This window comes from Kitasatospora sp. NPDC001119, assembly GCF_053598475.1.
On record NZ_JBSFKI010000012.1, the window covers coordinates 217,480 to 242,621 of the forward strand.

Consider the following 25,142-nt stretch of genomic DNA (forward strand, 5'->3'; position numbering starts at 1 on the left):
GGTCAGCGGCTAAGAGGCCTGGCTGACCGAACTCATGTTGAAGTCCGTGACACGCACGGGTGGCATCGCGGTGCGGGTGACGTTGTCGCTCCACTCGCGGGGCAGGCAGCGTTCGGTGCGGCCCACCTCGGTGATCCGGTTCAGCAGGTCCACCGGGGACTCGTTGAACCGGAAGTTGTTGACCTCGCCGACGACCTCGCCGTTCTCCACCAGGTAGACGCCGTCCCGGGTGAGCCCGGTGAGCAGCAGCGTCGCCGGGTCCACCTCGCGGATGTACCAGAGGCAGGTGAGCAGCAGGCCGCGCTCGGTGCGGGCGATCATCTCGTCCAGCGTCGGCGCGGACTCCTGGTCGGCCGTCTCCAGCACGAGGTTGTCGATCGCCGGGCGCAGCGGCAGGCCGGTGAGGGCGGCCGAGTGGCGGGTGGTGACCAGGTCGTTCAGCACGCCCTCGCGGATCCACTCGGTGGCGGTGATCGGCTGGCCGTTGTCGAAGACCGAGTAGTCCCCGCCGGAGGAGTGGGTGAGCACGAACGGCGCGGCCTCCAGGCCGGGTTCGCGCGGGTCGGAGCGCAGGGTCAGCGGCAGGGCGCTGAGCTTGTCGCCGATCCGGGTGCCTCCGCCGGGCTTGGAGAAGACCGTCCGGCCCTCCTGGGCGTCCCGGCCGCCGGAGGACCAGTTGAGGACGATCAGCAGGTCGGCGACGGCCGAGGGCGGCAGCAGCGCCTCGTACCGCCCGGCGGGCAGGTCCACCTTGCGGGCGCCCCAGCCGAGCCGCCTGGTCAGCTCGGTGTGCAGGCCGGCGACGTCGACGTCGGCGAAGTCCCGGGTGGAGGCGCCCACCCAGGCGGAGCTGGAGAGGTCGGCGGTCTTGGCGTTGATCTCGACCATGCCGGTGGGCTGGTCGTGGCGCAGCCGCAGGCCGGTGGAGCTGCCCAGGTAGCTGGAGGTCATCTCGTGCCGGGCGAAGCCGTACAGGAGCTGGCCCTGGGCCGCGGCGCGGGCGAAGGCCTCGCCGAGGGCCGGGCCGAAGGCGTCGAACACCTCGATGGAGGTCAGCGCGGGCGGCTCGGTGAAGTCCGGCGAGGAGGGCCCGCCGGCGATCAGCGGCTGGGCGTCCTCGGCCGGTCCGGCCGCGCGGGCGGCCTCCTCGGCGGCCCGTACCAGGCCCTCCACCTCCGCCGCGGTGACGGCCTCGCGGGAGACCACGCCGGAGGCGGTGCCCTCGGAGCCGGCCACGGTGGCGATCACGGTGAGGCGGCGGCCGCGGGTGACGCCGTTGGTGGTCAGGGCGTTGCCGGCCCAGCGCAGGTTGGCGGTGGACTCCTCGTCGGCGATCACCACGCAGCCGTCGGCGCGGGAGAGGCCGAGCGCCAGCTCGACGAGTTCGTGGGGCTGCTTCGCGGTCATCAGTGACCCGCCTCCTGCTGGGTGTTGAGCACGTTGACGTTGCGGAACAGCGCCGACGGGCAGCCGTGGCTGACCGCCGCGATCTGACCGGGCTGCGCCTTGCCGCAGTTGAAGGCGCCGCCGAGGAAGTAGGTCTGCGGGCCGCCGACCGCCGCCATCGAGCCCCAGAAGTCGGTGGTGGTGGCCTGGTAGGCGAAGTCCTTGACCTGGCCCGCGAGTTCGCCGTCCTTGATGGCGTAGGCGCGCTGCCCCGTGAACTGGAAGTTGTACCTCTGCTGGTCGATCGACCAGGAACGGTCGCCGACGATGTAGAGGCCGTTCTCGACCTGGCCGACCAGGCCCGCGGTGTCCGGGCCGTCGGCGGCCGGCCGGAGCGAGACGTTGGCCATCCGCTGCACCGGGACGTGCGCGGGGGAGTCGGCGAAGGCGCAGCCGTTGGAGCGCTCGAAGCCCTTCAGCGCGGCGATGCGGCGGTCGAGCTGGTAGCCGACCAGGACGCCGTCCCTGACCAGGTCCCAGGACTGGGTGGCCACGCCCTCGTCGTCGTAGCCGATGGTGGACAGGCCGTGCTCGGCGGTGCGGTCGCCGGTGACGTGCATCAGCTCGGAGCCGTACTTGAGCGAGCCGAGCTGGTCGAACGTGGCGAAGGAGGTGCCGGCGTAGGCGGCCTCGTAGCCGAGCGCGCGGTCCAGTTCGGTGGCGTGGCCGATCGACTCGTGGATGGTCAGCCAGAGGTTGGTCGGGTCGATCACCAGGTCGTAGCGGCCGGCCTCGACGCTCGGGGCCCGCATCTTCTCGGCCAGCAGGACGGGCAGTTCGGCGAGTTCGGCGTCCCAGTCCCAGCCGGTGCCGGTGACGTACTCGTAGCCGCGGCCGACCGGCGGGGCCAGGGTCGTCATCGAGTCGAAGGCGCCGGTGCGCTCGTCGACCGAGGTGGCCTCCAGGTCGGAGTGCACCCGGATCCGCTGCTGGGTGGTCACCGTGCCGGCGGTGTCCGCGTAGAACTTGTTCTCCTGGACGGTCCGCAGGGCCGCCTGGACGTGCGAGACGCCCTCGGCGGCCAGCAGCCGGGAGCTGCGCTCGGCGAGCAGCGCGGTCTTCTCGGCGTCCGGCACCTCGAAGGGGTTGACCTCGTACGCGGAGACCCAGGTGACGTCCCGGTGGACCGGCTCGGCGGCCAGTTCGACCCGCTCGGTGGAGCCGGCCGCCCGGCTGATCCCGCCGGAGAGGCGGGCCACCGCGACGGCCTGCTCGGCGACCCGGGCCGCCGCGTCGGGGGTGAGGTCGACACCGGCGGCGAAGCCCCAGGCGCCGTCCAGCACCACCCGGACGGCGAAACCGAGCTGCACGCTGTCGGAGGTGCCGGCCGGGCGCGCGTCGCGCAGCCGCCAGGAGGCGCTGCGGATCCGCTCCAGGCGGAAGTCGGCGTGGCTCGCGCCCAGTTCGCGGGCGCGGGCGAGGGCGGCGTCGGCGAGGGGCCGCAGCGGCAGGGCGAGGAACGCCGGGTCGACGGCGCGCCCGTGCGGGGCACCGGAGCGATCGGCCGGAGGGATCGGAGGCAATCGGGCTCCCAGGTCGCGGAGGGTGGCGGTGCGGCGCCACAGGGGCGCCCGCACCGCATCATTTCCCGTCCACCGGGTTTCCGGCCAGCGCATTTCGACCGGTGCGCCGCAGTGAGGGACCGTCCGGTCGGGCCTCCGGTGCCCGGCTCCGCGGCCCTCGGGCCCGGGCCGTCAGCCGACGGTCTCCCACCAGCCGTCCAGCTCCGGCGGGTTGTCGACGTCGACCCGCTCGCCGGGGCGCGGCACGGCCAGCGGGACGGCCTGCTCCTTGGCGGCCTTCACCAGCCGTTCGATCGGCTCGGCCCACGGGTGCAGGCCCAGGTTGAAGGTGCACCAGTGGACCGGCACCAGCAGGCCGGCGGTCAGGTCCCGGTGCGCGAGGACGGCGTCCTCGGGGGTCATGTGGATGTCCGCCCAGGCCGCGTCGTAGGCGCCGATCTGGACCAGCGCGGCGTCGAACGGGCCGTGCTGCGCGCCGATCCGGGCGTAGCCCTCGAAGTAGCCGGAGTCGCCGGTGTAGAAGACCTTGCGCTTCGGGCCGGCGATCACCCAGGAGCCCCACAGGGTGGTGTTGCGGGTCAGCCCGCGGCCGGAGAAGTGGTGCGCCGCGGTCAGGGTGAGCACCAGGTCGCCCAGGGTGCAGGTCTCGTCCCAGTCCAGTTCGATGATCCGGTGCTCGGGGACGCCCCAGCGGCGCAGGTGGGCGCCGATGCCGAGCGGCACCGCGAAGGGCGCGGACTGGCTGCGCACCAGGCGCTTGACCGTCGCCATGTCCAGGTGGTCGTAGTGGTCGTGCGAGATCAGCACCGCGTCGACCTGGGGCAGCTCCTCCAGCCCGACCGGCACCGGGTGCAGCCGCTTGGGGCCGACGTGCGCGGCGGGGGAGCAGCGGTCGCTCCAGACCGGGTCGAGCAGCACCCGGAAGCCCTCGATCTCCACCAGCGCGGAGGCGTGCCCGTACCAGGTGACCTCCACGCCCTCGGCGGCCGGCCCGGGCGGGGTGGCGGGGCGGACGGTCGGCACCGGGTGGGCGGGGACGCGGCCGGCCCGCTCGAACAGCATCCGGCGGGCGGTGGCGCCGTCGAAGCCGGGGGCGCCGGTGGCGCGGGCGAGCGCGGAGGGCGCGTTGTGGAAGACGCCGTCGCGGTACTGCGGGGAGTTGCGCACCCGCTCCTCGCGCTCGCCGTCCGGCCGTCGCCCGAACGCCGCCGGCAGGTCGCGCAGCGACCAGGCGGTCGCGCCCAGGCCGGCCGCCAGGGCGGTGAGGGCCAGCAGTCGTCCGCGTCGGTGGGTGCTCCGGGGCCGTGCCTTGGTCATCCGCTCTGCCTTCGTCGCTCGCCGGGATGGTCGGGGATCGGTACGGCCGGTCCCGGGCCGGCCCTGCACCACGGGGGCAACGGGTGCGCCCGCCCGTGTTGTTCCCGTACAGTCGCCCCGATCCGGGCAGCGCCCGGGCCTGGGCGGTCTCCGTCGCCGGGACGGCACGGACGGGTACGGATTGTCGGATTGCGACAGATCCGCCGGGGCGGCGCTGTGGGAGACCGATGCGCCGCCGTCGCCGACCGCCCGATAGCGTCACACTGCGTACGCATTCCGACGTACGCGCTCACTCACGGAGAGAGGTGGATCGTTGAGCCGCTCGGTTCTCGTCACCGGAGGAAACCGGGGCATCGGCCTCGCGATCGCCCAGGCCTTCGCCGAAGCGGGCGACAAGGTGGCCATCACCAGCCGCTCGGGCGAGGTGCCCGAGGCGCTGGCCAAGTACGACGTCCTCGCGGTGCGCTGCGACATCACGGACGCCGGGCAGGTCGACGCCGCCTTCACCGAGATCGAGCAGAAGCACGGTGCGGTCGAGGTGCTGGTCGCCAACGCGGGCATCACCAAGGACACGCTGATGCTGCGCATGTCCGAGGAGGACTTCACCTCCGTCGTGGACACCAACCTGACCGGCACCTTCCGGGTGGTCAAGCGCGCGTCCAAGCTGATGATGCGCGCCAGGAAGGGCCGCGTCGTGCTGATCTCGTCCGTGGTGGGCCTGTCCGGCTCCCCGGGCCAGGCCAACTACGCCGCCTCCAAGGCCGGCCTGGTCGGCTTCGCCCGGTCGCTGGCGCGCGAGCTCGGCCCGCGCAACATCACCGTCAACGTGGTCGCCCCCGGCTTCGTCGACACCGACATGACCGCCGTGCTCAGTGACGAGCGCCGCGCGGAGATCGTCGCGGGCGTGCCGCTGGGCCGCTACGCGGCGCCCGCAGAGGTCGCCTCCACCGTGCGGTTCCTCGGGTCGGACGAGGCCGCGTACATCACTGGAGCCGTCATTCCCGTCGACGGCGGATTGGGCATGGGTCACTGATCATGAGTGGAATCCTCGAAGGCAAGCGGATCCTGATCACCGGTGTGCTGATGGAGTCCTCCATCGCCTTCCACACCGCCAAGCTCGCGCAGGAGCAGGGCGCGGAGATCATCCTCACCGCCTTCCCGCGCCCGAGCCTGACCGAGCGGATCGCCCGGAAGCTGCCGAAGCCGGTCAAGGTGCTGGAGCTGGACGTCTCCAACCCGGAGCAGCTGGCCGGCATCGCCGACCAGGTCCGCGAGCACCTGCCGACCCTGGACGGCATCGTCCACTCGATCGGCTTCGCCCCGCAGGACGCGCTGGGCGGCAACTTCCTGGACACCCCGTGGGAGTCCGTGGCCACCGCGATGCACGTCTCGGCGTACTCGCTGAAGTCGCTGACCACGGCGCTGCTGCCGCTGATGCAGGACGGCGGCTCGGTGGTCGGCCTGACCTTCGACGCGCAGTACGCCTGGCCGCAGTACGACTGGATGGGCCCGGCCAAGGCCGCCCTGGAGTCGACCAACCGCTACCTGGCGCGCTACCTGGGCGACCGGGACATCCGCTGCAACCTGATCTCGGCCGGTCCGATCGGCTCGATGGCCGCCAAGTCCATCCCGGGCTTCGGCGACCTGGCCGACACCTGGAACCACCGCTCCCCGCTGAAGTGGGACCTGAGCGACCCGGAGCCGGCCGGCCGCGGCATCGTCGCGCTGCTGTCGGACTGGTTCCCGAAGACCACCGGCGAGATCATCCACGTCGACGGCGGGCTGCACGCCATCGGCGCCTGACGCTCCGCCCGTACGCCGCTGCCCGGCCCTCCCTCGCGGGGGTGCCGGGCAGCGGCGTTCCGGGTGGACGCCGGCGCGGTCAGACGTCCGCGGTGCCGCAGGCGCCGATGGCGCGGCCGGCCTCGACGGAGGCGCGCTGGGCGTCGCCGTCCCGGATGGCCTCCAGGATGGTGTGGTGGCCGATGTAGCGCTCGGCGATCAGCTCGGGGCCGACGTCGTGCCGCAGGTGCTCGCGGGTGACCTCGCCGAGGTCGGCGTAGACGGCGAGCAGGACGTCGTTGTGGGCGGCGGCCACCACGGCCTGGTGGAAGGCGGCGTCGGCCTGGACGAAGTCCTCGGCGTCGCCGGAGTGCCAGGCGGCCTCCCGGCGGGCCAGGGCGCCGTCCAGGAGCTCCAGGTCGCGCGGGGTGCGGCGGTGGGCGGCGAGGCCCGCGGCCGAGGTCTCCAGGGCCGCCCGCAGCTCGGCGACCTGGTCCTGGCCGGCGTCGGCGAAGCGGCGGTGCATCACGCCGGCCAGCTCGCTGGTGGCCAGCACGTACGTGCCGGAGCCCTGGCGGATGTCGAGCAGCCCGTTGTGGGCGAGGGCGCGGACGGCCTCGCGGACGGTGTTGCGGGCGACGCCGAGCTGTTCGACCAGGGCGGCCTCGGTGGGGATGCGCGAGCCGACCGGCCACTCCCCGGAAGTGATCTGGGCACGCAGCTGTGCGATCACCTGGTCGGACAGCGGGGTGCGCCTCGGCGAGGACAGCGCCACGGGGGACTCCTTGCGGCTACGGCTCGGGTGGGGCCTGGGTGGGAGGTGGCCGGTGGATGAACGGTCGGCACATCATGCCAATTCCAAGGTGCATCAATTCATCCCATCATTCTATGATGCTCTCTATGCCCGCAGCAGACACCACCGCTTCCTCCCGGACCGAGAGCCGGCCGCCGACCGAAGAGCGGCCCGCCGCCTCCGGCTCCGCCAAGTACCTCGGCGTGCTGTTCGCCGTCGCGATCGCCGCCGCCGCCTTCAACCTGCGCCCCGTGGTCACCAGCCTCGGGCCGCTGCTCAAGCAGGTCCGCGACGACCTCGGGATGAACCCGACGCTCGCCGGGCTGCTCACCGCCGTCCCGTCGCTCTGCTTCGGGCTGTTCGGCTTCGCCGCGCCCGCGGCGGCCCGTCGGATCGGTCCGATCGCGGTCGTCACGGCGGGCATGGGCGCCATCACGGCGGGCGTGCTGGCCCGCTCGTTCGCCGGCGGCACCGCCGTGTTCCTGCTGCTCACCGCCCTCGCCCTGGCCGGGGTGGCGGTCTCCAACGTGCTGCTGCCGGTGGTGATCAAGCGGTACTTCCCCGACCGGGTCGGGCCGATGATCGGCCTCTACTCGATGGCGCTGTCCGCCGGCACCGCGCTGGCCGCCGCCGTCACCGTGCCGCTGACCAAGTCGCTCGGCGGCGACTGGCGCTACGGCCTGGGCGTCTGGGCCGTCCTGGGGGCGCTCGCCCTGGTGCTCTGGCTGTTCGTGCTGATCGCCAAGCGGGAGCGCGGCGAGCGGGCCGGCGGCGCCACCGCCCCCGTCCGGCTGCCGATCACCCGCAGCCGGACCGCCTGGGCGCTGGCCGGGTACTTCGGCCTCCAGGCCACCGGCGCGTACGTGGTCATGGGCTGGATGTCGCAGATCTTCCAGGACGCCGGCATCGGCGAGGGCACCACCGGCGTGCTGCTCGCGGTCACCATGGTGATCGGCGTGCCGGTCTCCTTCGTGCTGCCCAACCTGGCCGCCCGCCGCGGCGACCAGCGGCTGTTCGTGGTGCTGCTGGCCTGCTGCGGCATCGCCGGGTACGCCGGTCTGGCGATCGCCCCGGCCGGGGGCGCCTGGCTCTGGGCGGTCCTGCTGGGCCTGTCCAACTGCGCCTTCCCGCTGGTGCTGACCATGATCGGACTGCGGGCCCGGTCCGCGGGCGGGGTCGCGCAGCTCTCCGCCTTCGCCCAGGGCATCGGCTACCTGGTGTCCATCCCGGGCCCGATCCTGGTCGGCTGGCTCTACGGGGCCACCGGTGAGTGGTACTGGCCGCTGGGCTTCCTGTCGCTGCTGCTGGTGCCGCAGATGCTGTTCGGCCTGCGCGCGGCGCGGGCCCGGCACATCGAGGACGAGGCGGTGCACCCGGCGGAGCGGGCCGCGGCGTGACGCCCCCGCCGGGGGTGTGAGGACGCGCGGGGAGGGACGGGCCCGACGGCGAGGGTCAAGACCCGGCCAAGGGGGCGGGGTCGGCGGACGGCGGGCGTGTTCGGAGTGGGAGACTTCCGGACATGCCCGTTCTCGATCCCAACCCCACCGACGGCCGCAAGCAGCTCGGCCGCATCGCCCTCGCCTTCGCCGCCATCGCGGTGCTGGTGTCGATCATCGCCACCGTCGCCGCCACGATGGGCTGACGGACGGCCGTACGCCGGCTGACGCCCCGGTGAACGGGGCATGGTGACACGGGTCGTCCCTCGGAGTGGCGGCATCCCGGGGCATCGCGCCGCCGGGCCGCTTTTCTGCCAAGCTTGCTGGGTATGAGCGCCGACACGCCCCGCAGGATCATCGTTCTCCGCCATGCCAAGGCCGACTGGCCGAACGGCGTGGACGACCACGACCGGCCGCTGGCCGACCGGGGCCGTCACCAGGCCCCGGACGCCGGCCGCTGGCTGGTCGACTCCGGCATCAGCCCCGACTACGTGCTCTGCTCGACCGCGCTGCGCGCCCGCGAGACCTGGAAGCTGGCGGTGCACGAGCTGCCGCAGCGGCCGCTCCGGACGGTGTACGAGGAGCGGGTCTACGAGGCCAGCCCCGGGGAGATCATCGCCGTCCTCCAGGAGACCCCGGAGGAGTACGCGGACGTGGTGCTGGTCGGCCACAACCCGGGCGTGCTGGGGCTGACCCAGGTGCTGGCCGGGGACGCGGGCGATCCGGACGCGCTGGAGCGGCTGCGCCTCGGGGGCTTCCCGACGGCGGCGGTCGCGGTGCTCAGCTTCAGCGGCTCCTGGAAGGGCGTCGAGCCGGGCGTGGCCCAACTGGTCTCGTACCACACGCCGCAGGACTGACCGCGGGACCGTACACGAGGGGCGCGCGGATCGAATCCGCGCGCCCCTCTGGTACGTCCACAGGCCCTCTCCGGGCGGCCGCCTCACTCCATCGGCCGCCGGGCGGGCCCTACTCGGTCGGGGTGCCGTGCAGCGCGTCGGCGGCCTCGACCTCCTCGCGGGTGATGCCCAGCAGGTACAGCACGGTGTCCAGGAACGGCACGTTCACCGCGGTGTCGGCGGCCTCCCGCACCACCGGCTTGGCGTTGAACGCCACCCCGAGGCCGGCCGCGTTCAGCATGTCCAGGTCGTTGGCGCCGTCGCCGATCGCCACCGTCTGCTCCAGCGGCACCTTCGCCTGCTCGGCGAAGCGGGCCAGCCAGCGGGCCTTGCCCGCCCGGTCCACGATCTCGCCGACCACCCGGCCGGTGAACCGGCCGTCCACCACCTCCAGGGTGTTCGCGGCCGCGAAGTCCAGCCCCAGCTGCTCCACCAGGTGGTCGGTGACCTGGGTGAAGCCGCCGGACACCACCGCGACCTGGTAGCCGAGGCGCTGGAGCGTACGGATCAGGGTGCGCGCGCCCGGCGTGAAGCGGACCTCGGCGCGCACCTTCTCGGTCACCGAGGCGTCCAGCCCGGCCAGCAGCGCCACCCGGGCCCGCAGCGACTCGGCGAAGTCCAGCTCCCCGCGCATCGCCGCCGCCGTCACCGCGGCGACCTCCTCCTCGCAGCCCGCGTGGGCGGCGAACAGCTCGATCACCTCGTCCTGGATGAGCGTGGAGTCCACGTCCATGACCACCAGGCGCTTGGCCCGGCGCTCCAGACCGGCGGCGACCACCGCGACGTCCACCCGCTGGGTGGCCGCCTCCTGGGCCAGCGCGGCCCGCAGCTCGTCGGTGGCCACACCGGAGACGGCCAGCTCGACCGCCGTCACCGGGTACTTGGCGAGCCGGAAGACACGGTCGATGTTGCCGTCCGAGGCGGTGATCCGGGAGGTGAGCGCGGAGACGGCGGCGGCGGTCAGCGGGTTGCCGAGCACCGTGACGTGCGAACGGCCCTCACGGCGCGGCCGGTTGTCACCGATGCCGGAGAGGATCTCGGCCTGGAGCTTCTGCTCGTCGGCCCAGCGGTGGACGGTGGCCCGCAGCCCGCCCTCGGCGCCGGGTGCGGTGGGCGGGGTGACCAGGGCGCACAGCGTGATGCGCCCACGGGTGACGACCTGCTCGATGTCGATGACGTCGACGCCGAAACCGGCCAGCGTCGTGAAGAGGCCGGCGGTGATGCCGGGACGGTCCTTGCCGAACACCTTGACGAGCAGGGTGCGCTCGTCCGCGGTCCGGTGCTGGGCGGCGGGGAGGGGCTCAGCGGCCAGGGGCGATGCGTTCATGGTGCCTCCCACGCTACCGGGCGCCCGAGGGCCCGGGAGCACCCGTCCCACCTCGCGGGACGCCGCAGGTCCGGGCTCGGTAGCAGCCTGGTCACAGTCGCCCGGGCCGACTTTCACCGGCGGTCGGCGGGCTGGAATGATTCCCCCGGCAGTCACAGGAACATCGCGGCCCCGGCCGGGGCCACAATTCGGGGGAACCGAGAGAGCGGGGCAGGCGAGCAGTGCCGCAACTCGTCATCGAGATCAACGGACAGCAGCGGACTCTGGAGCCCGGGCGGTCCTACACCATCGGGCGAAACCCGCAGTCGGACTTCACGTTCGACGACGCGAGGGTCTCCTGGCAGCACGGGACCATCGGCTTCAACGGCAGCGGTTGGCAGCTGGACGACCACGGCAGCACCAACGGAACGTACGTGGCCGGCGCCCGCACCCTCCAGGCCCAGCTGTTCCCCGGTGCCGTGGTGAACCTGGGCAACCCGGAGAACGGCCCCCGGCTCGGCTTCTCCGCGCCCGCGCAGGCCGCCGCCCCGCACGCCGCGGCCCCGCAGGCCACCCCGATGCACGAGGCCGCCACCAGCCGCGGCCCGGTGCCCACGCCCCAGCAGCCCGCCCCGCAGCAGGGCTGGCCGCAGCACGACCCGTACCAGCAGCCGCAGCAGCAGGCCTGGCCCGGCCAGCAGCAGGCCCAGCCGCCGTTCCCGCAGCAGCAGTACGCGCCGCCGCAGGACCGGCCGGCCCCGCAGCAGCAGCCCCAGCACGGCGGCTTCCCGCAGCAGGGCTTCCCGCCCCCGCCGCACGACGGCGGGCCGCAGCCGACCATCATCCGCAACCTGACCTCGGCGATGCGCACCGTCCGGATCGGCCGCGCGCTCGACAACGACATCGTGGTGTCCGACCTCCAGGTCTCCCGCCACCACGCCGAGCTGCGCCAGCTCCCGGACGGCCGCTACGAGATCGTCGACCTCGGCAGCCACAACGGCATCTTCCTCAACGGCCAGCGGGTGCAGCGTCAGCTGATGGGCCCGCAGGACCGGCTGACGGTCGGCCACTCCGGGTTCGTCCTGGTCGGCGACCAGCTTCAGGAGTTCGTCGACACCGGCGCCGTCTCCTTCTCCGCCCGCCACCTGACCGTCGAGGTCGACCACAAGGGCGGCAAGAAGGTCCTGCTCGACGACGTCAGCTTCGGCGTCCCGGAGAAGTCCCTGGTGGCCGTCATCGGCCCGTCCGGCTCCGGCAAGTCGACCCTGCTGCGGGCCCTCACCGGCTACCGCCCGGCCGACCGCGGCGAGGTGCTGTACGACGGCCGCAACCTCTACAAGCAGTTCGCCGAACTCCGCTCGCGCATCGGCCTGGTGCCGCAGTCCGAGATCCTGCACCGCGAGCTCACCGTCCGGAAGGGCCTCAAGTACGCGGCCCGGCTGCGCTTCCCCGGGGACACCGAGGCGAAGGAGCGCGAGGCCCGGATCGACGAGGTGCTGTACGAGCTGCGCCTCGACAAGCGCGCCGACAACAAGATCACCGCGCTCTCCGGCGGCCAGCAGAAGCGCGTCTCGGTCGCCCTGGAGCTGCTCACCAAGCCCTCGCTGATCTTCCTGGACGAGCCCACCTCGGGCCTCGACCCGGGCATGGACCGCGAGGTCATGCAGATGCTGCGCGGCCTGGCCGACGACGGCCGCACGATCCTGGTCGTCACCCACTCGGTGGCCGAACTCGCCCTCTGCGACCGGCTGCTGGTGATGGCGCCGGGCGGCTCGGTGGCCTACTTCGGCCCGCCGGACGAGGCGCTGCACTTCTTCGGGTACGAGACCTGGGCGGACGTCTTCCAGGCCTTCGAGAACTACCCGGACCACGACTGGGCCGGCCGCTACCGCGGTTCGGTGCACTACCAGCAGTACTCCGCCCCGACCGTCGAGGCGGGCGAGGTGCAGCACGTCCAGGTCGCCCAGGAGGCCGTCAAGCCGCCCAAGCCGCAGAGCTGGGGCTCGCAGCTGTGGACCCTGATGCGCCGCTACATGTCGGTGCTCGCCTCGGACCGCGGCTTCCTGGCGCTGTCGGTGCTGCTGCCCGCGGTGATCGGCGCGGTCAGCGTGCTGATCCCCAACGAACCGGGGCTCGCGCCCAACCCGAACACCCAGCTCCACCTCAACAACGGGGCCGCGACGATCCTGCTGATCCTGGCGATCGGCGCCTGCTTCTCCGGAGCGGCCAACTCGGTCCGCGAGCTGATCAAGGAACGGGCGATCTACGAACGGGAACGGGCCACCGGGCTCTCCCGCTCGGCGTACATGATGTCCAAGATCATCGTGCTGGGCTTCTTCAGCGTGATCCAGGGCGCGATCATCTCCGCCGTCGGCTTCCTGCCGCGCAAGCTCCCCGAGCACGGCCTGCTCGTCAAGAACCTGCCGATCGTCGAGATGACCGTCGGCATGATCCTGCTCAGCTTCGCCGCGATGATGTTCGGCCTGATGATCTCCGCGCTGGTGAAGACCGCCGAGAAGACCATGCCGCTGCTGGTCATGTTCGCCATCGTCCAGGTCGTCTTCACCGGCTGCCTCTTCCAGATCTTCAGCAAGCCCGGCCTGGAGCAGGTCGCCTGGCTGATGCCGGCCCGCTGGGGCACCGGCATCGTGTCCACCACGCTGGACCTGTCCACGCTCATGGGCCCCTGGAACAAGGACTTCCAGAACCCCAACTACGACCCGCTCTGGAAGCACAGCGTCGCCCAGTGGGCGATCGACGCGGGCGTGCTGGTGGCCATCTCGGTCGTCATCGGCGTCCTCGTCACCCGGCTCCAGCGCCGGCACGAGCCCGAGGTCATGCAGAAGGGCTGACCCCTTCCCCGACGTCGCGGACGGCAGTCCGAGGGGCGGTCCTCCCACCCGGGAGGGCCGCCCCTCCGCGTTTCCGGGCGGGCCCTCCCGGGGCACGGGTCCTAGGTCCCCGGCCCCGGGCCCGGGGCGGCCGGGGACGGACGCGGCGGCCGTCGCGGCGGCGGTAGTTTGACCGTATGCCCAGCACCACCGGAGACCACGCGGCCCACCACGGCCCGCTGCCCGCCTGCGAACCGTGCCTGGCCGGGATCGAGGCCGTCAGCCAGGCGCTGCTCGCCATGAGCCGGCACCTGGAGGTCCGCGAGGTGCTGCGCCGCATCACCGCCTCCGCCCGCGGCCTGCTGGGCGCCGAGTACGCCGCCCTCGGCGTGCCCGACGACCACGGCGGCTTCGCCCAGTTCGTCGTCGACGGCGTCACCGACGAGCAGTGGCGGGCGATCGGCCCGCTGCCCCGGCAGCACGGCGTGCTCGCCGCGATGCTGCACGAGACCGGCCCCACCCGGCTGGTGGACGTCCGCAAGGCGCCCGCCTTCGAGGGGTGGCCCGAGGCCCACCCCGACATGGACGCCTTCCTCGGCATGCCGATCCTGGACACCGACGCGGCCGAGGACGAGCCGCAGGTGATGGGCGTCATCTTCCTCGCCAACAAGCGCGGCGGCGGCCAGTTCACCGACCACGACGAGGAACTGCTGCGGATCCTCGCCGCGCACGCCGGCCTCGCCCTGTCCAACGCCCGGCTGTACGAGCGCAGCCGCGAGCTCACGCTGGCCGGCGAGCGGGCCCGGATCGCCCACGACCTGCACGACGCCGTCTCGCAGAAGCTCTTCTCGCTCCGCCTCACGGCCAAGGCGGCCGCCAAGCTCGTCGACCGCGACCCGGCCCGGGCCCGCGCCGAACTCGCCGAGGTCGCCCGGCTGGCCGCCGAGGCCGCCGACGAACTGCGCGCCGTCGTCGTGGAACTGCGCCCCGCCGCCCTGGAGGAGGACGGGCTCAGCGCCACCCTCGCCTCCCAGGTGCAGGTCCTCGACCGGGCGCACACCGCCGACGTCGCCTTCGCCGCCGACGGCGTCCGGGCGCTGCCGCCCGCCCAGGAGGCCGCGCTGCTGAGGGTCGCCCAGGAGGCGCTGCACAACGCGCTGCGCCACTCCGGCGCCCGCCGGGTCACCGTCACCCTGGCCGGGACGCCCGCGCGCGGCGCCGTGCTGCGGGTGCACGACGACGGGCGCGGCTTCGATCCGGAGTCCGTCCGACGGGCCGGCCGCCACCTCGGCCTGGCCTCGATGCGCGACCGCGCGGCCGCCGTCGGCGGCACGCTCACCCTGGAGTCGGCCCCCGGTCGGGGGACGCTCGTCGAGATGGAGGTCCCCGGTGCCTGAGAGCACACCGTCGATCCGCGTCCTGCTGGTCGACGACCACCAGGTCGTCCGGCGCGGGCTGCGCACCTTCCTGGAGGTCCAGGACGACATCGAGGTGGTCGGGGAGGCCGCCGACGGGGCGGAGGGCGTCGAACGGGCCCGTGAACTCGACCCCGACGTCGTCCTGATGGACCTCAAGATGCCCGGCGTCGACGGCATCGAGGCGCTGCGCACCCTCAAGGGGGAGGGCAGCCGGGCCCGGATCCTGATCGTCACCAGCTTCACCGAGCACCGCACGATGGTCCCCGCGCTGCGGGCCGGCGCCGCCGGGTACGTCTACAAGGACGTGGACCCGGAGGCGCTGGCCGGCGCGATCCGCTCGGTGCACGCCGGCCACGTCCTGCTCCAGCCCGAACTGGCCGCCGCCCTGCTCTCCGACGACAGCCCGCGCGCCCCCCAGGGCCGCGGCGGCACGCTCACCGAGCGCGAGCGCGAGGTGCTCGGCCACATCGCCGACGGCCGCTCCAACCGGGAGATCGCCCGCAGCCTCCACCTGTCGGAGAAGACCGTGAAGACCCACGTGTCCAACATCCTCATGAAGCTGGACCTGGCCGACCGCACCCAGGCGGCACTCTGGGCCGTCCGCCACGGCGAGACCCGCGAGGCGTAGCGCGCCGGGGGTGCCCCTCCGCTCAGCGGTCGTCCCGCTCGTCGACGAGGGCGTTGTAGGCGGCCACCTGGGCGCGCCGGGCGGTGCGCCGCAGCGGGGCCAGGGCGGACTGCCGGGCCGCCATCTCGGAGGCGCTGACGGCGGCGCCGTGCCCGCCCGAGGCGATGGCGAGCAGGGCGGACACCTGACGGGCCGACTCCAGGACGCGGACGGCCCGGGGCGGGTAGCCGGGGGCCAGCGGCTCGCTGTGGCCGCGCCGGCGGTAGGCGTCGAGGGCGCGCAGGGCCTCGGGCCCGGCACCGGCCACGTCGAGGCGGGTGAGCAGGACGGTCGCCTCCCGCAGCCCCTCGGCCAGCTCGCGCTCGGCCTCGTGGAGCGACGGGACGTCCGCCGGAGGTGTGTCGTTGACCTCATGGCAGCGCCACAGCACGGTGGCCGAGCGGTCGCCGGCCGGCCCGTACTCCTCCACCTCCGGCACCAGCCCGAGCGGTGCGCCGACGGCCAGGACGGCCTCGCCGGCCCGCATGGCCTGCTCGTTGAAGGCCTTCGGGCCGGTCAGTCCGAGCGGGTGCCCGGCCGAGGGCAGCGCGAGGCGCAGGCCCTTCACACCGAGCACCCGCAGCCGCCCCAGCGCCCAGGTCAGCCCGTGCTGCTCGCCGGGCCCGTCGCCGGGCAGGCCGGTGACCCGGTGGCGCTCGTCGGCGCCCAGGACGGCCGCGGCGGCGTCGTCCGGCGGCACCAGGCCCGCCAGCTGGGCGTTGCCCCATGCGGTGAGCCGCCCCGAACGGGGCTCTTCGTACGGATTGTCGGCTGGAGTCACGAGCATCCGGCCAGCCTACGGAATCGCCGGTCATCCGCGTGGCGTAGGTTTGCCCATGCGTGTGCGGCGCACCCACCCCGTGCCCACCGGCTGCCGGAGTAGGCTCGCCGCCCGCACCGACGGCCGAGAATCTTGTTTTTTGGGGAAGGCATAGGCATGAGCGACGTGCTGGAGCTGGTTGACGTATCCGTGGTCCGGGAGGGGCGCGCGCTGGTCGACCAGGTCTCGTGGTCCATCTCCGAGGGCGAGCGCTGGGTCATCCTGGGACCGAACGGCGCCGGCAAGACCACGCTGTTGCAGATCGCCTCCTCGTACCTGTTCCCGACCTCGGGCAAGGTCACGGTGCTGGGCGAGAAGCTCGGCGAGATCGACGTCTTCGAGCTGCGCTCCCGGATCGGTCTGGCCGGCGCCGCCATGTTCGACAAGCTGCCGGCCGAGCAGACCGTGCTGCAGACCGTCCTCACCGCCGCGTACGGCATGACGGTCACCTGGCAGGAGACCTACGAGCAGTCGGACGAGTCCCGCGCCCTGGCCCTGCTCGACCGCCTCGGCATGGCCAACCTCACCGACCGGAAGTTCGGCACCCTCTCCGAGGGCGAGCGCAAGCGCACCCTGATCGCCCGCGCCCTGATGACCGACCCCGAGCTGCTGCTGCTCGACGAGCCCGCCGCCGGCCTGGACCTCGGCGGCCGCGAGGACCTGGTCCGCCGGCTCGGCGCGCTCGCCCAGGACGAGTTCGCCCCGGCGATGGCGATGGTCACCCACCACGTCGAGGAGATCGCGCCCGGCTTCACCCACGTCCTGATGATCCGTCAGGGCAAGGTGCTCACGGCCGGCCCGATCGACACCGAGCTGACCGCCCGCAACCTCTCCAAGTGCTTCGGCCTGCCGCTGACCCTGGAGCGGCACGGAGACCGCTGGTCGGCGCAGGGTCTGCCGCTGGGCTGAGGCCCCGTCCGCCCGTTCCTGTCGTTCATCCGGACGGCCGTCGGGAACCGGTCGCACGCGCGACCGGTTTCCGCCCCTCGACCTGCGGGAACTGTCCGCTTCGAAGGCCTTCGCTCCCTAGGATGGACATGTGGACAGCTGGATCTGGTGGCTCCTGGCCGCCGCAGGGCTCGGCATACCGCTGGTGCTCACCGCGATGCCGGAGTTCGCCATGTTCGCGGTCGGGGCGCTGGCCGCCTCCGGCGTGGCCGCGCTGGGCGGGGGAGTGGTCCTCGAGACCGTGACCTTCGTCGCCGTCTCGGTCGCCCTGGTGGTCTTCGTCCGCCCGATCGCCTACCGGCAGCTCCGTAGCGGGCCGCAGGTCAAGATGGGCATCGAGGCGCTCCAGGGCGCCACCGCGGTCGTCGCGGAAACCGTCGACGGGGAGGGCGGGAGGATCAAGCTGAACGGCGAGATCTGGTCGGCCCGCGCGCTCCACCCGGGCCAGGTGTACCAGCCTGGACAACAGGTCGACGTCGTCGAAATCCAGGGCGCGACCGCCCTGGTCGTCTAGGGGAGAGTCCGTGGAACCCGTCCTTATCGTTTTGGTCGTCCTGGTCGTGGTGGCCTTCATCGCGCTGATCAAGACGATCCAGGTCATCCCGCAGGCCAGCGCCGCGATCGTGGAGCGCTTCGGCCGCTACACCCGGACGCTCAACGCAGGGCTGAACATCGTCGTCCCGTTCATCGACCGGGTCCGCAACCGGATCGACCTGCGCGAGCAGGTCGTGCCGTTCCCGCCGCAGCCGGTGATCACCCAGGACAACCTGGTCGTCAACATCGACACCGTCATCTACTACCAGGTGACCGACCCCCGGGCCGCGACGTATGAGGTCGCCAGCTACATCCAGGCGATCGAGCAGCTGACCGTCACCACGCTGCGCAACATCATCGGCTCGATGGACCTGGAGTCCACCCTGACCTCGCGCGAGGTCATCAACGCCGGTCTGCGCGGCGTCCTGGACGAGGCCACCGGCAAGTGGGGCATCCGGGTCAACCGCGTCGAGCTGAAGGCGATCGAGCCGCCGACCTCCATCCAGGACTCGATGGAGAAGCAGATGCGCGCCGACCGTGACAAGCGCGCCGCGATCCTCACCGCCGAAGGCCAGCGCCAGGCCCAGATCCTCAAGGCCGAGGGTGAGAAGCAGGCCGACGTGCTCCGCGCCGAGGGTGAGGCGCAGGCCGCCGTCCTGCGCGCCGACGGTGAGGCGGCCGCGATCCGGACGGTCTTCGAGGCCATCCACGACGGCGACGCCGACCAGAAGCTGCTCGCCTACCAGTACCTCCAGACGCTGCCCGAGCTGGCCAAGGGCGACTCCAACAAGCTCTGGATCATCCCCAGCGAGGTCGGCGACGCGCTCAAGGGCCTCGGCGGCGCCTTCGGCGGCCTGACCGGGGGGATGAACGGCGGCGCGGTCGCGGCGCCCACCGTTCCGCAGGCGGCCCCGGCGGCCACCCAGGTGCCGCTGGACCCGGCCTCCGGCCCGCGGCCGGTGGACACCGAGAAGGGCGCTGCCCGTCCCCGGGTGGACCCGGCCCGGGAGTACCCGAAGATCGACCCGGAGTGATCGACCCGGAATGACCGGATCGGAGTGACCGAGCCGGAGTGGCCGGTCGGACCGAGTTCCGTCGAGGGCCCGCTGCCGAGAGGCGGCGGGCCCTCGGCCTTGTGCGGCGGCGGTGGAGCGCGCGCACGTTGTGAGGTGCGTCCCGAATCGTGGGCGGGTCTGGTAGAGCCGCGGGGCCGTCCGGCATGATCCCCTCGGACAGGACCGAGAGGAGAGGTGACCCATGACGCTCTGGGAGTCGATCGCCGTCCTGGTGGCCGGCGTCGGCGCCGGGATGATCAACGTCATCGTCGGCTCCGGCACCCTGATCACCTTCCCGGTCCTGCTCGCCGTGGGCCTCCCGCCGGTCACCGCCAACGTCTCCAACACCTTCGGCCTGGTCCCCGGCTCGCTCAGCGGCGTGATCGGGTACCGCCGCGAACTGGCCGACCAGGGCCGCCGGGTGCTGCGCCTGGGCACCGCCTCGCTGCTCGGCGGGCTGGTCGGCGCGCTGCTGCTGACCAGGCTGCCGAGCGGGGCCTTCGACGCGATCGTCCCGGTGCTGATCCTGCTCGCGCTCGTCCTGGTGGTGATCCAGCCCCGGGTGGCCAAGGCCGTCGCCGCCCGCCGCCGCCCCGGCGGCGATCCGGACGGCAGCCCGGTGCTGCTGGTCGGGGTGTTCCTGACCGGCATCTACGGCGGCTACTTCGGCGCCGCGCAGGGCGTGCTGCTGATGGCCCTGATGGGCATGCTGCTCCAGGAGGACCTCCAGCGGATCAACGCGGTGAAGAACGCCCTGGCGATGATCGTCAACGCCGTCGCCGCGCTCTTCTTCCTCTTCACCTCGACGGTGAACTGGGCCGCCGCCGGGCTGATCGCGGCGGGCTCGCTGGTCGGCGGGTTGGTCGGCGCCAAGGTCGGCCGCCGCCTCCCGCCGACGGCGCTGCGCGGGGTCATCGTGGTGGTCGGCCTCGTGGCCGTCGCCAAGCTGCTGTTGAGCTGAATGGCCGTCAGGCCGTCGGGCCCGGCAGGGTGTCGGAGCATCGGAACGTCGGAACATCGGAACGTCGGAGGAGTACGCCATGGCCCTGGAGATGCGTGAGAGCTGCGAGCGCTGCGCGGTGTCGCTGACCGCGGACGGCGGCGCCTCGATATGTTCCTACGAGTGCACCTTCTGCCCGGACTGCACCGAGGCCATGGCCGGCGGCTGCCCCAACTGCGGCGGCGAGCTGGTGACCCGTCCGCGCCGGAAGGCCGCCTGACACCGGAACCCCGGACGTCCCGGAACTGCGGACGTACCGAAAATCCGGCACCCCGGACCGACCATCCAGCAGGAGCGCGGCGATGAGCAGCAGGGCACGGCTGAACGAGGACGAGATCACGGCGGCCCTGGCGGCGCTGCCCCGGTGGACGCGGGAGGGCGACAGCATCGCCCGTACCGCCGACGCCCCGGACTTCCCGGCGGCGGTCCGGGTGGTCGTCGCCGTCGCCGAGCAGGCCGAGGCGCTCGACCACCACCCCGACATCGACATCCGCTGGCGCACCCTGCGCTTCGTCCTGTCCACCCACAGCGCCGGCGGCCTCACCGGTCTGGACTTCACCCTCGCCGCCCGGATCGACGAGGCCCTGCGCGCCGAGTCGGCCTCCTGACGCCGCCGCAGGACCGGCCGGCCCGGGACGGTACGGGCGAGGGCCCGGGCCGCGCCCCCGGGCGGGCGTGAGATGCTGACTGCCGCATCGGCAGGCGGGCGGGGCTCGGGAGGGACGGAACGGATGGCGCAGGAGCCCTTCGGAGACGCCCACGACCGGCAGCCGTGGCCGCCCCAGGGCCACCCGGACTGGCAGACCGGCGGGTACGGCGGGTACGCCGAGCAGCAGCAGACAGCTCAGCAGCCGTCGCAGTGGCCGCAGCAGCAGGGCTACGGCTCGGCCGAGTACGGGCAGCAGCAGCCGCAGTCCGGCCAGGGCGGTTACGGGCCCACCGGCTACGACCAGAGCGGGTACGACCAGGCCGGCTACGGCCGGAGCGGGTACGACCAGGCCGGTTACGAGCAGAGCGGTGTCGGCCCGACCGGCTACGTCGAGGGCGGCTACGTCCAGGGCGGTTACGTCCAGGGCCCGTACGGCGGCCAGGAGCAGTCCCAGCCGTACCCGCAGTACCCGGACCACGCGCAGCCGCACCAGCCCTACGCGCCGTACGCCGCCCCGCAGCAGCCCGCCGACGAGGGGCTGTACGTCCCGGCGGGGGCGGAGTACTCGGCGGACGGCTACGTGCACATCGAGGAGGCCGGGCCGGCGCCCGTCCCCGAGGAGCCCGCGGCGACCACTCCGGTGCGGGTCCCCGAGCCGCAGGCCGAGCCGGCCCCGCGGTCGAGGGCCGCGGCCCGTCGAGGGGGCGGCGGCGGTTCCGGCGCGGGTGAGGGCTCTGGCTCCTCGCTCTCCGCCAAGGCCCGGAAGGCCGCCGACGCGGTGCTGACCGGGGAGCACATGCCCAGCCGCAAGGCCCTGCTGGTGCGGACCGGCGCCGGGGTGGCCGCGCTGGGAGTGCTGGTGGCGGCCGGGCTGACGGTCGGCGCCGAGGGCGGCGGCAGCGCGGCGGCGAGCAGCGGCGGCGAGCCGGGCTTCGCGGTGGCGCACGACCGGGTGTGGGCCGCGCAGCCGGCCGCGGCCGGTCCGTCCGGGGGCGACGACACGCTGATCGGCGGCTGGCTGCTGGCCGACGCGGTGGTCCGGGCCGACGGCTCCGGGGTGCACGCGTACGACCGGGCGGGCGGCAAGGCGACCTGGTCGGTGGAGCCGCCGGCCGCCGGGGCCGTCCCGTGCGGGCTGTCGGCGGGGGTGAACCCGGCGGGCCTGGGCGCGGCCCTGTTCCGTCCGCAGGCCGATCCGAAGAGCCCCTGCACGCTGGTGGCCGCCGTGGACACCAAGACCGGCAAGACCGTCTGGACCAAGAGCCTCTCGGACGCCAAGGGCGCCTACTCGGCCCGGGTCGGCGTCACCGAGGACAAGGTGATCGCCGTCGGCGACGACCGGGTGCTGGCCTGGGAGTCCGCCGACGGGAAGGACGTCTGGCAGTACACCGGGCAGGGCAAGTTCTGCACCCTGTCCGGCGGCGTCAGCGGCAAGACCGTGCTCGTCGCCTCCTCCTGCGCCGACTCGACCCCCGCCGACCAGGCCGTCGCGCTGAACACCGCGGACGGCAAGGTCGGCTGGTGGCGGGGCCTGAACAACCAGCCGAAGACGGTGACCGTGCTGTCGGCCGAGCCGTCCGTGGTCCTCACCACCGGCGGGAAGCCCGAGGACGACCGGGTGTTCGCCTGGGGCGCGGGTGGCGACCCGGCCGCCGAGATCCCGGTGGCCGTCGACGGCGGCCGGCTGGACGTCGCCCACGGTACGTTTTCGGCCACTCCCGAGGTGTACTTCGAGGGCCGCACGATGGTCACCACCCTGGCCCCGCCGAACGGCGGCGGGCCGGTGGCCGCGGTCGGCTACGACCTGGACACCGGCAAGCAGCGCTGGAAGACGCCGACCGCCGCCAAGGGCGCCGTCCGGGCGGTCGGCATCGACGGCGGGTCGCTGGTGCTCGCCGCCGACGAACGCCGCGACCAGCCCGCCCGCCTCAGCCGGTTCCCGCTGGCGGGCGGCCGGGAGGCGACCGGGGGCAACTTCCCGGCCGGCACCGGCTCGCTGCTGATCTCCGGACGGGTGCTCATCGGCGGCGGGCAGGTGGTCGTGGTGCCCGAGCACTCGACGAACTACGGCACGGCGGCGGGGTACCGGGCGAAGGACTGAGGCCCTCCGCCCGGGTTTCCGGCCTCCTTGCGCCTCCTCGCGCCGCCTTACGCCGCCTTACGCCGCGGAGACGGGCCGGCCCGGTACGGCCGGCAGCCAGTCGGCGAGGTCCCGGACCTCCGAGCCGCGCAGACCGAGCGCCAGCATCAGGCTGGCCTGCGGCGTCGGCTCGAACGGGCGGCGCAGCAGCTTCATCCCGGCCTGCTCCGGCGTGCGGTCCGCCTTGTGCTGGTTGTCCTCCGCGCACGCGGCCACGGTGTTCATCCAGCTGTCGGCACCACCGCGCGACCTGGGCTGGAGGTGGTCCACCGTGGTGGCCCGCCGGCCGCAGTACGCGCACAGGTGCCGGTCCCGCGCCAGGACGCCGCGCCGCGACCACGGAGCCTGTTGTCGGAACGGCACCCGTACGTACCGTTGCAGTCTGATCACCCGCGGCACCGGGACGGCAATGCCCGTCCCCCTGATCGAGCGCAGCGGATGCGCCTGCTCCACCACGGCCTTGTCCTGGAGCACCAGGACGACGGCGCGCTGGAGCGACACCGTCGTCAGGGGCTCGTAGCTCGCGTTCAGAACCAGCGTGTTGCGCACTCGGCACACCCTTCCCGCGGGCGTGCCACGGCGGCACGACCGTCTCCACACACGTCACTGCCGCCGCACGGCGGTGGAACCACTCTGAATGGGCCCGTAGCCGTCGAACAACGGAATTTCCGGTATCGGGGAGGGGCCCGGGACGGCGGACCGGCCGACCGGGAGGGGTGCCTCGGGGAAACTCGCTGGCCGGAACCGCGTAGGCTCTATCAGGCTGGAGTCGTACCGACCCGGAGCCCGACCGAACCGGGCCAGCACTGGTCGGACGCCCGATCGAAGGAGAAGCGTGACCGTGACGGACATCGTCGACGAGCTGCAGTGGCGCGGGCTGATCGCCCTTTCCACTGACGAGGACGCACTGCGCAAGGCGTTCGCGGACGGCCCGGTCACGTTCTATTGCGGCTTCGACCCGACGGCCCCCAGCCTGCACCTCGGCAACCTGGTGCAGATCCTCACCATGCGCCGCATCCAGCAGGCGGGGAACCTCCCGCTCGGGCTGGTCGGCGGCGCCACGGGCCTGATCGGCGACCCGAAGCCCACCGCCGAGCGCGTGCTCAACGACCCCGAGACGGTGGCCGGCTGGGTCGAGCGCCTGCGCGGCCAGATCTCGCGCTTCCTCGACTTCGAGGGCCCGTACGCGGCGCGCATGGTCAACAACCTGGACTGGACGTCCGGGATGTCGGCGATCAGCCTGCTGCGTGACGTGGGCAAGTACTTCCGGGTCAACAACATGATCGCCAAGGAGGCCGTCGCCCGACGGCTCAACTCCGACGCGGGCATCAGCTACACCGAGTTCAGCTACCAGATCCTCCAGGGCATGGACTACCTGGAGCTGAACCGCCGCTACGGCTGCGCCCTGCAGACCGGCGGCAGCGACCAGTGGGGCAACCTGACCGCCGGCACGGACCTGATCCGCAAGGCCGACGGCAAGTCCGTCCACGCGCTGGCCACGCCGCTGATCGTCAAGGCCGACGGCACCAAGTTCGGCAAGACCGAGTCCGGCACGGTCTGGCTCGACCCCGAGCTGACCACCCCGTACGCCTTCTACCAGTTCTGGCTGAACGCGGACGACCGGGACGTCCCCACCTTCCTGCGGATCTTCAGCTTCCGCTCGAAGGAGGAGGTCGAGGAGCTGGAGCGCGAGACCACCGAGCGCCCGGCCGCCCGCCTCGCCCAGCGTGCCCTCGCCGAGGAGCTCACCACGCTGGTGCACGGCGCGGAGCAGTACGAGCGCGCGGTCGCCGCGTCCAAGGCGCTGTTCGGCCAGGGCGACCTCGCCGACCTGGAGGCCCCCACCCTGGCCGCCGCCCTGGCCGAGGTCCCGAAGGCCGAGGTGTCCGAGCTGCAGACGGTGGTCGACCTGCTGGTCGCCGTCGGGCTGTCGCCCAGCCGTTCGGCCGCCCGCCGGACGATCAAGGAGGGCGGTGCCTACCTCAACAACGTCAAGGTGACGGACGAGGAGGCGGTGCCGACCGAGGCCGACCTGCTGCACGGCCGCTGGCTGGTGCTGCGGCGCGGCAAGCGGAACCTGGCGGCGGCGGAGCTGGTCGCCGCCGGCTGACCGCCGGTCGACGGCCGGGCCGGTGGAGGCTGCCGGTTGAGGCTTGGCTGAAAGCACACCTGCTCTGAGCTGCGGCTTCGAGCCCCGAGGGCCGGATCTGGACAGATCCGGCCCTCGACGTTTGACGATGTCGTCCAGGTGGCCTAGTGTTGAACGAGTCGCTGGAGCGGCCACCCCACTCAGCAAGACCCACTCCCACTCTGATTCCCATGAAAATGGGTTCGTCGGCATTGCCGTCTACGGGTGAGTGTGAATTTCGAGTGACACTCGGAATGCGGTAATGTGGTGGACGTCGCGAAAAGCGGACCCGGCCAGTTCGGGAAATCGGATGAACGAAACTCCGGAAAACGGAGCGGAAAACGTCTGATAAGCTGGTAACACGAAAGAACGAAGCCCGGAGGGTCCGCTGGAAGGCGGTCCGAAGGAAGCGTCCGTTCCTTGAGAACTCAACAGCGTGCCAAAAGTCAACGC

The 25,142-nt window shown here is 73.0% G+C and carries 23 protein-coding genes; 16 read left to right on the forward strand and 7 right to left on the reverse strand.

The features are described from left to right. Nucleotides 1–9 precede the first annotated feature (9 nt). The 3 genes from ACWDD9_RS17665 to ACWDD9_RS17675 all read right to left on the reverse strand — a co-directional run bounded on the left by ACWDD9_RS17665 (nt 10) and on the right by ACWDD9_RS17675 (nt 4,286). Complete coding sequence (locus ACWDD9_RS17665) at nt 10–1,407, reverse strand: metallopeptidase TldD-related protein (RefSeq protein WP_449811981.1); 1,398 nt, start codon at nt 1,405–1,407, stop codon at nt 10–12. Continuing rightward, nucleotides 1,407–2,960: a TldD/PmbA family protein gene (locus tag ACWDD9_RS17670; protein ID WP_387826174.1), complete on the reverse strand. Its 1,554-nt coding sequence runs from the start codon at nt 2,958–2,960 to the stop codon at nt 1,407–1,409. The genes ACWDD9_RS17665 and ACWDD9_RS17670 overlap by 1 nt, the downstream gene beginning before the upstream one ends. Nucleotides 2,961–3,140: 180 nt before the next feature. Continuing rightward, entirely contained in the window at nt 3,141–4,286 is a 1,146-nt protein-coding gene (locus ACWDD9_RS17675) for an MBL fold metallo-hydrolase (RefSeq protein ID WP_380777730.1), read from the reverse strand. A 313-nt stretch (nt 4,287–4,599) separates the two neighbouring features. Between ACWDD9_RS17675 and fabG the strand changes: the two genes are divergently transcribed. Both fabG and fabI read left to right on the forward strand, forming a co-directional pair. Next, nucleotides 4,600–5,319, forward strand: a complete 720-nt coding sequence (fabG, locus tag ACWDD9_RS17680) for a 3-oxoacyl-[acyl-carrier-protein] reductase (RefSeq protein ID WP_049652094.1) — start codon at nt 4,600–4,602, stop codon at nt 5,317–5,319. A 2-nt stretch (nt 5,320–5,321) separates the two neighbouring features. Then, entirely contained in the window at nt 5,322–6,089 is a 768-nt protein-coding gene (gene fabI / locus ACWDD9_RS17685) for an enoyl-ACP reductase FabI (protein WP_049652095.1), read from the forward strand. A gap of 79 nt (nt 6,090–6,168) precedes the next feature. Here fabI and ACWDD9_RS17690 read toward each other — a convergent pair whose 3' ends face one another. Continuing rightward, complete coding sequence (locus ACWDD9_RS17690; RefSeq protein ID WP_074001597.1) at nt 6,169–6,843, reverse strand: FadR/GntR family transcriptional regulator; 675 nt, start codon at nt 6,841–6,843, stop codon at nt 6,169–6,171. Nucleotides 6,844–6,959: 116 nt separating this feature from the next. On the opposite strand from ACWDD9_RS17690, the gene ACWDD9_RS17695 reads away from it, so the two are divergent. From ACWDD9_RS17695 to ACWDD9_RS17705, 3 genes are all read left to right on the forward strand, one after another. Next, complete coding sequence (locus ACWDD9_RS17695; protein ID WP_375873317.1) at nt 6,960–8,258, forward strand: CynX/NimT family MFS transporter; 1,299 nt, start codon at nt 6,960–6,962, stop codon at nt 8,256–8,258. A 122-nt stretch (nt 8,259–8,380) separates the two neighbouring features. Then, nucleotides 8,381–8,503: an SGM_5486 family transporter-associated protein gene (locus ACWDD9_RS17700; RefSeq protein WP_255357429.1), complete on the forward strand. Its 123-nt coding sequence runs from the start codon at nt 8,381–8,383 to the stop codon at nt 8,501–8,503. A gap of 123 nt (nt 8,504–8,626) precedes the next feature. Beyond that, complete coding sequence (locus tag ACWDD9_RS17705; protein WP_049652098.1) at nt 8,627–9,154, forward strand: SixA phosphatase family protein; 528 nt, start codon at nt 8,627–8,629, stop codon at nt 9,152–9,154. Between the two features lie 109 nt (nt 9,155–9,263). Here ACWDD9_RS17705 and serB read toward each other — a convergent pair whose 3' ends face one another. After that, nucleotides 9,264–10,520 carry a phosphoserine phosphatase SerB gene (serB, locus tag ACWDD9_RS17710; protein WP_049652099.1) on the reverse strand — a complete coding sequence of 419 codons (1,257 nt, stop codon included), beginning with the start codon at nt 10,518–10,520 and terminating at the stop codon, nt 9,264–9,266. Nucleotides 10,521–10,741: 221 nt separating this feature from the next. Here serB and ACWDD9_RS17715 point away from each other — a divergent pair, with 221 nt between their 5' ends. The 3 genes from ACWDD9_RS17715 to ACWDD9_RS17725 all read left to right on the forward strand — a co-directional run bounded on the left by ACWDD9_RS17715 (nt 10,742) and on the right by ACWDD9_RS17725 (nt 15,376). Further along, nucleotides 10,742–13,351 carry an FHA domain-containing protein gene (locus ACWDD9_RS17715; RefSeq protein WP_449811982.1) on the forward strand — a complete coding sequence of 870 codons (2,610 nt, stop codon included), beginning with the start codon at nt 10,742–10,744 and terminating at the stop codon, nt 13,349–13,351. A gap of 278 nt (nt 13,352–13,629) precedes the next feature. Continuing rightward, nucleotides 13,630–14,727: a GAF domain-containing sensor histidine kinase gene (locus tag ACWDD9_RS17720; RefSeq protein WP_049652110.1), complete on the forward strand. Its 1,098-nt coding sequence runs from the start codon at nt 13,630–13,632 to the stop codon at nt 14,725–14,727. Next, complete coding sequence (locus ACWDD9_RS17725) at nt 14,720–15,376, forward strand: response regulator (RefSeq protein ID WP_049652101.1); 657 nt, start codon at nt 14,720–14,722, stop codon at nt 15,374–15,376. Before ACWDD9_RS17720 ends, ACWDD9_RS17725 begins: the two co-directional genes overlap by 8 nt. A 22-nt stretch (nt 15,377–15,398) precedes the next feature. Here ACWDD9_RS17725 and ACWDD9_RS17730 read toward each other — a convergent pair whose 3' ends face one another. Further along, entirely contained in the window at nt 15,399–16,202 is an 804-nt protein-coding gene (locus ACWDD9_RS17730; protein WP_117490087.1) for a hypothetical protein, read from the reverse strand. A 150-nt stretch (nt 16,203–16,352) separates the two neighbouring features. Here ACWDD9_RS17730 and ACWDD9_RS17735 point away from each other — a divergent pair, with 150 nt between their 5' ends. The 7 genes from ACWDD9_RS17735 to ACWDD9_RS17765 all read left to right on the forward strand — a co-directional run bounded on the left by ACWDD9_RS17735 (nt 16,353) and on the right by ACWDD9_RS17765 (nt 22,522). Beyond that, entirely contained in the window at nt 16,353–17,144 is a 792-nt protein-coding gene (locus ACWDD9_RS17735) for an ABC transporter ATP-binding protein (protein ID WP_049652103.1), read from the forward strand. Between the two features lie 130 nt (nt 17,145–17,274). Further along, complete coding sequence (locus tag ACWDD9_RS17740; RefSeq protein ID WP_049652104.1) at nt 17,275–17,697, forward strand: NfeD family protein; 423 nt, start codon at nt 17,275–17,277, stop codon at nt 17,695–17,697. A 10-nt stretch (nt 17,698–17,707) separates the two neighbouring features. Further along, nucleotides 17,708–18,751 carry an SPFH domain-containing protein gene (locus ACWDD9_RS17745; protein WP_074001593.1) on the forward strand — a complete coding sequence of 348 codons (1,044 nt, stop codon included), beginning with the start codon at nt 17,708–17,710 and terminating at the stop codon, nt 18,749–18,751. 223 nt (nt 18,752–18,974) lie between these two features. Beyond that, complete coding sequence (locus tag ACWDD9_RS17750) at nt 18,975–19,733, forward strand: sulfite exporter TauE/SafE family protein (RefSeq protein ID WP_449811983.1); 759 nt, start codon at nt 18,975–18,977, stop codon at nt 19,731–19,733. Nucleotides 19,734–19,812: 79 nt separating this feature from the next. Next, nucleotides 19,813–19,992: a DUF1272 domain-containing protein gene (locus tag ACWDD9_RS17755; protein WP_049652107.1), complete on the forward strand. Its 180-nt coding sequence runs from the start codon at nt 19,813–19,815 to the stop codon at nt 19,990–19,992. Between the two features lie 82 nt (nt 19,993–20,074). Next, a complete protein-coding gene (locus ACWDD9_RS17760; RefSeq protein ID WP_375877723.1) occupies nt 20,075–20,380 on the forward strand; it encodes a 4a-hydroxytetrahydrobiopterin dehydratase in 306 nt (101 codons plus the stop codon). Nucleotides 20,381–20,503: 123 nt separating this feature from the next. Then, nucleotides 20,504–22,522, forward strand: coding sequence for an outer membrane protein assembly factor BamB family protein (locus tag ACWDD9_RS17765; RefSeq protein ID WP_449811984.1), 2,019 nt, complete (start codon nt 20,504–20,506; stop codon nt 22,520–22,522). Nucleotides 22,523–22,579: 57 nt separating this feature from the next. Here ACWDD9_RS17765 and ACWDD9_RS17770 read toward each other — a convergent pair whose 3' ends face one another. Then, nucleotides 22,580–23,110: an HNH endonuclease gene (locus tag ACWDD9_RS17770; RefSeq protein WP_049659779.1), complete on the reverse strand. Its 531-nt coding sequence runs from the start codon at nt 23,108–23,110 to the stop codon at nt 22,580–22,582. A gap of 292 nt (nt 23,111–23,402) precedes the next feature. On the opposite strand from ACWDD9_RS17770, the gene tyrS reads away from it, so the two are divergent. Next, the gene (tyrS, locus tag ACWDD9_RS17775) at nt 23,403–24,671 is read left to right on the forward strand and encodes a tyrosine--tRNA ligase (RefSeq protein ID WP_074002093.1); all 1,269 of its coding nucleotides are present in this window, start codon (nt 23,403–23,405) and stop codon (nt 24,669–24,671) included. Nucleotides 24,672–25,142 lie beyond the last annotated feature (471 nt).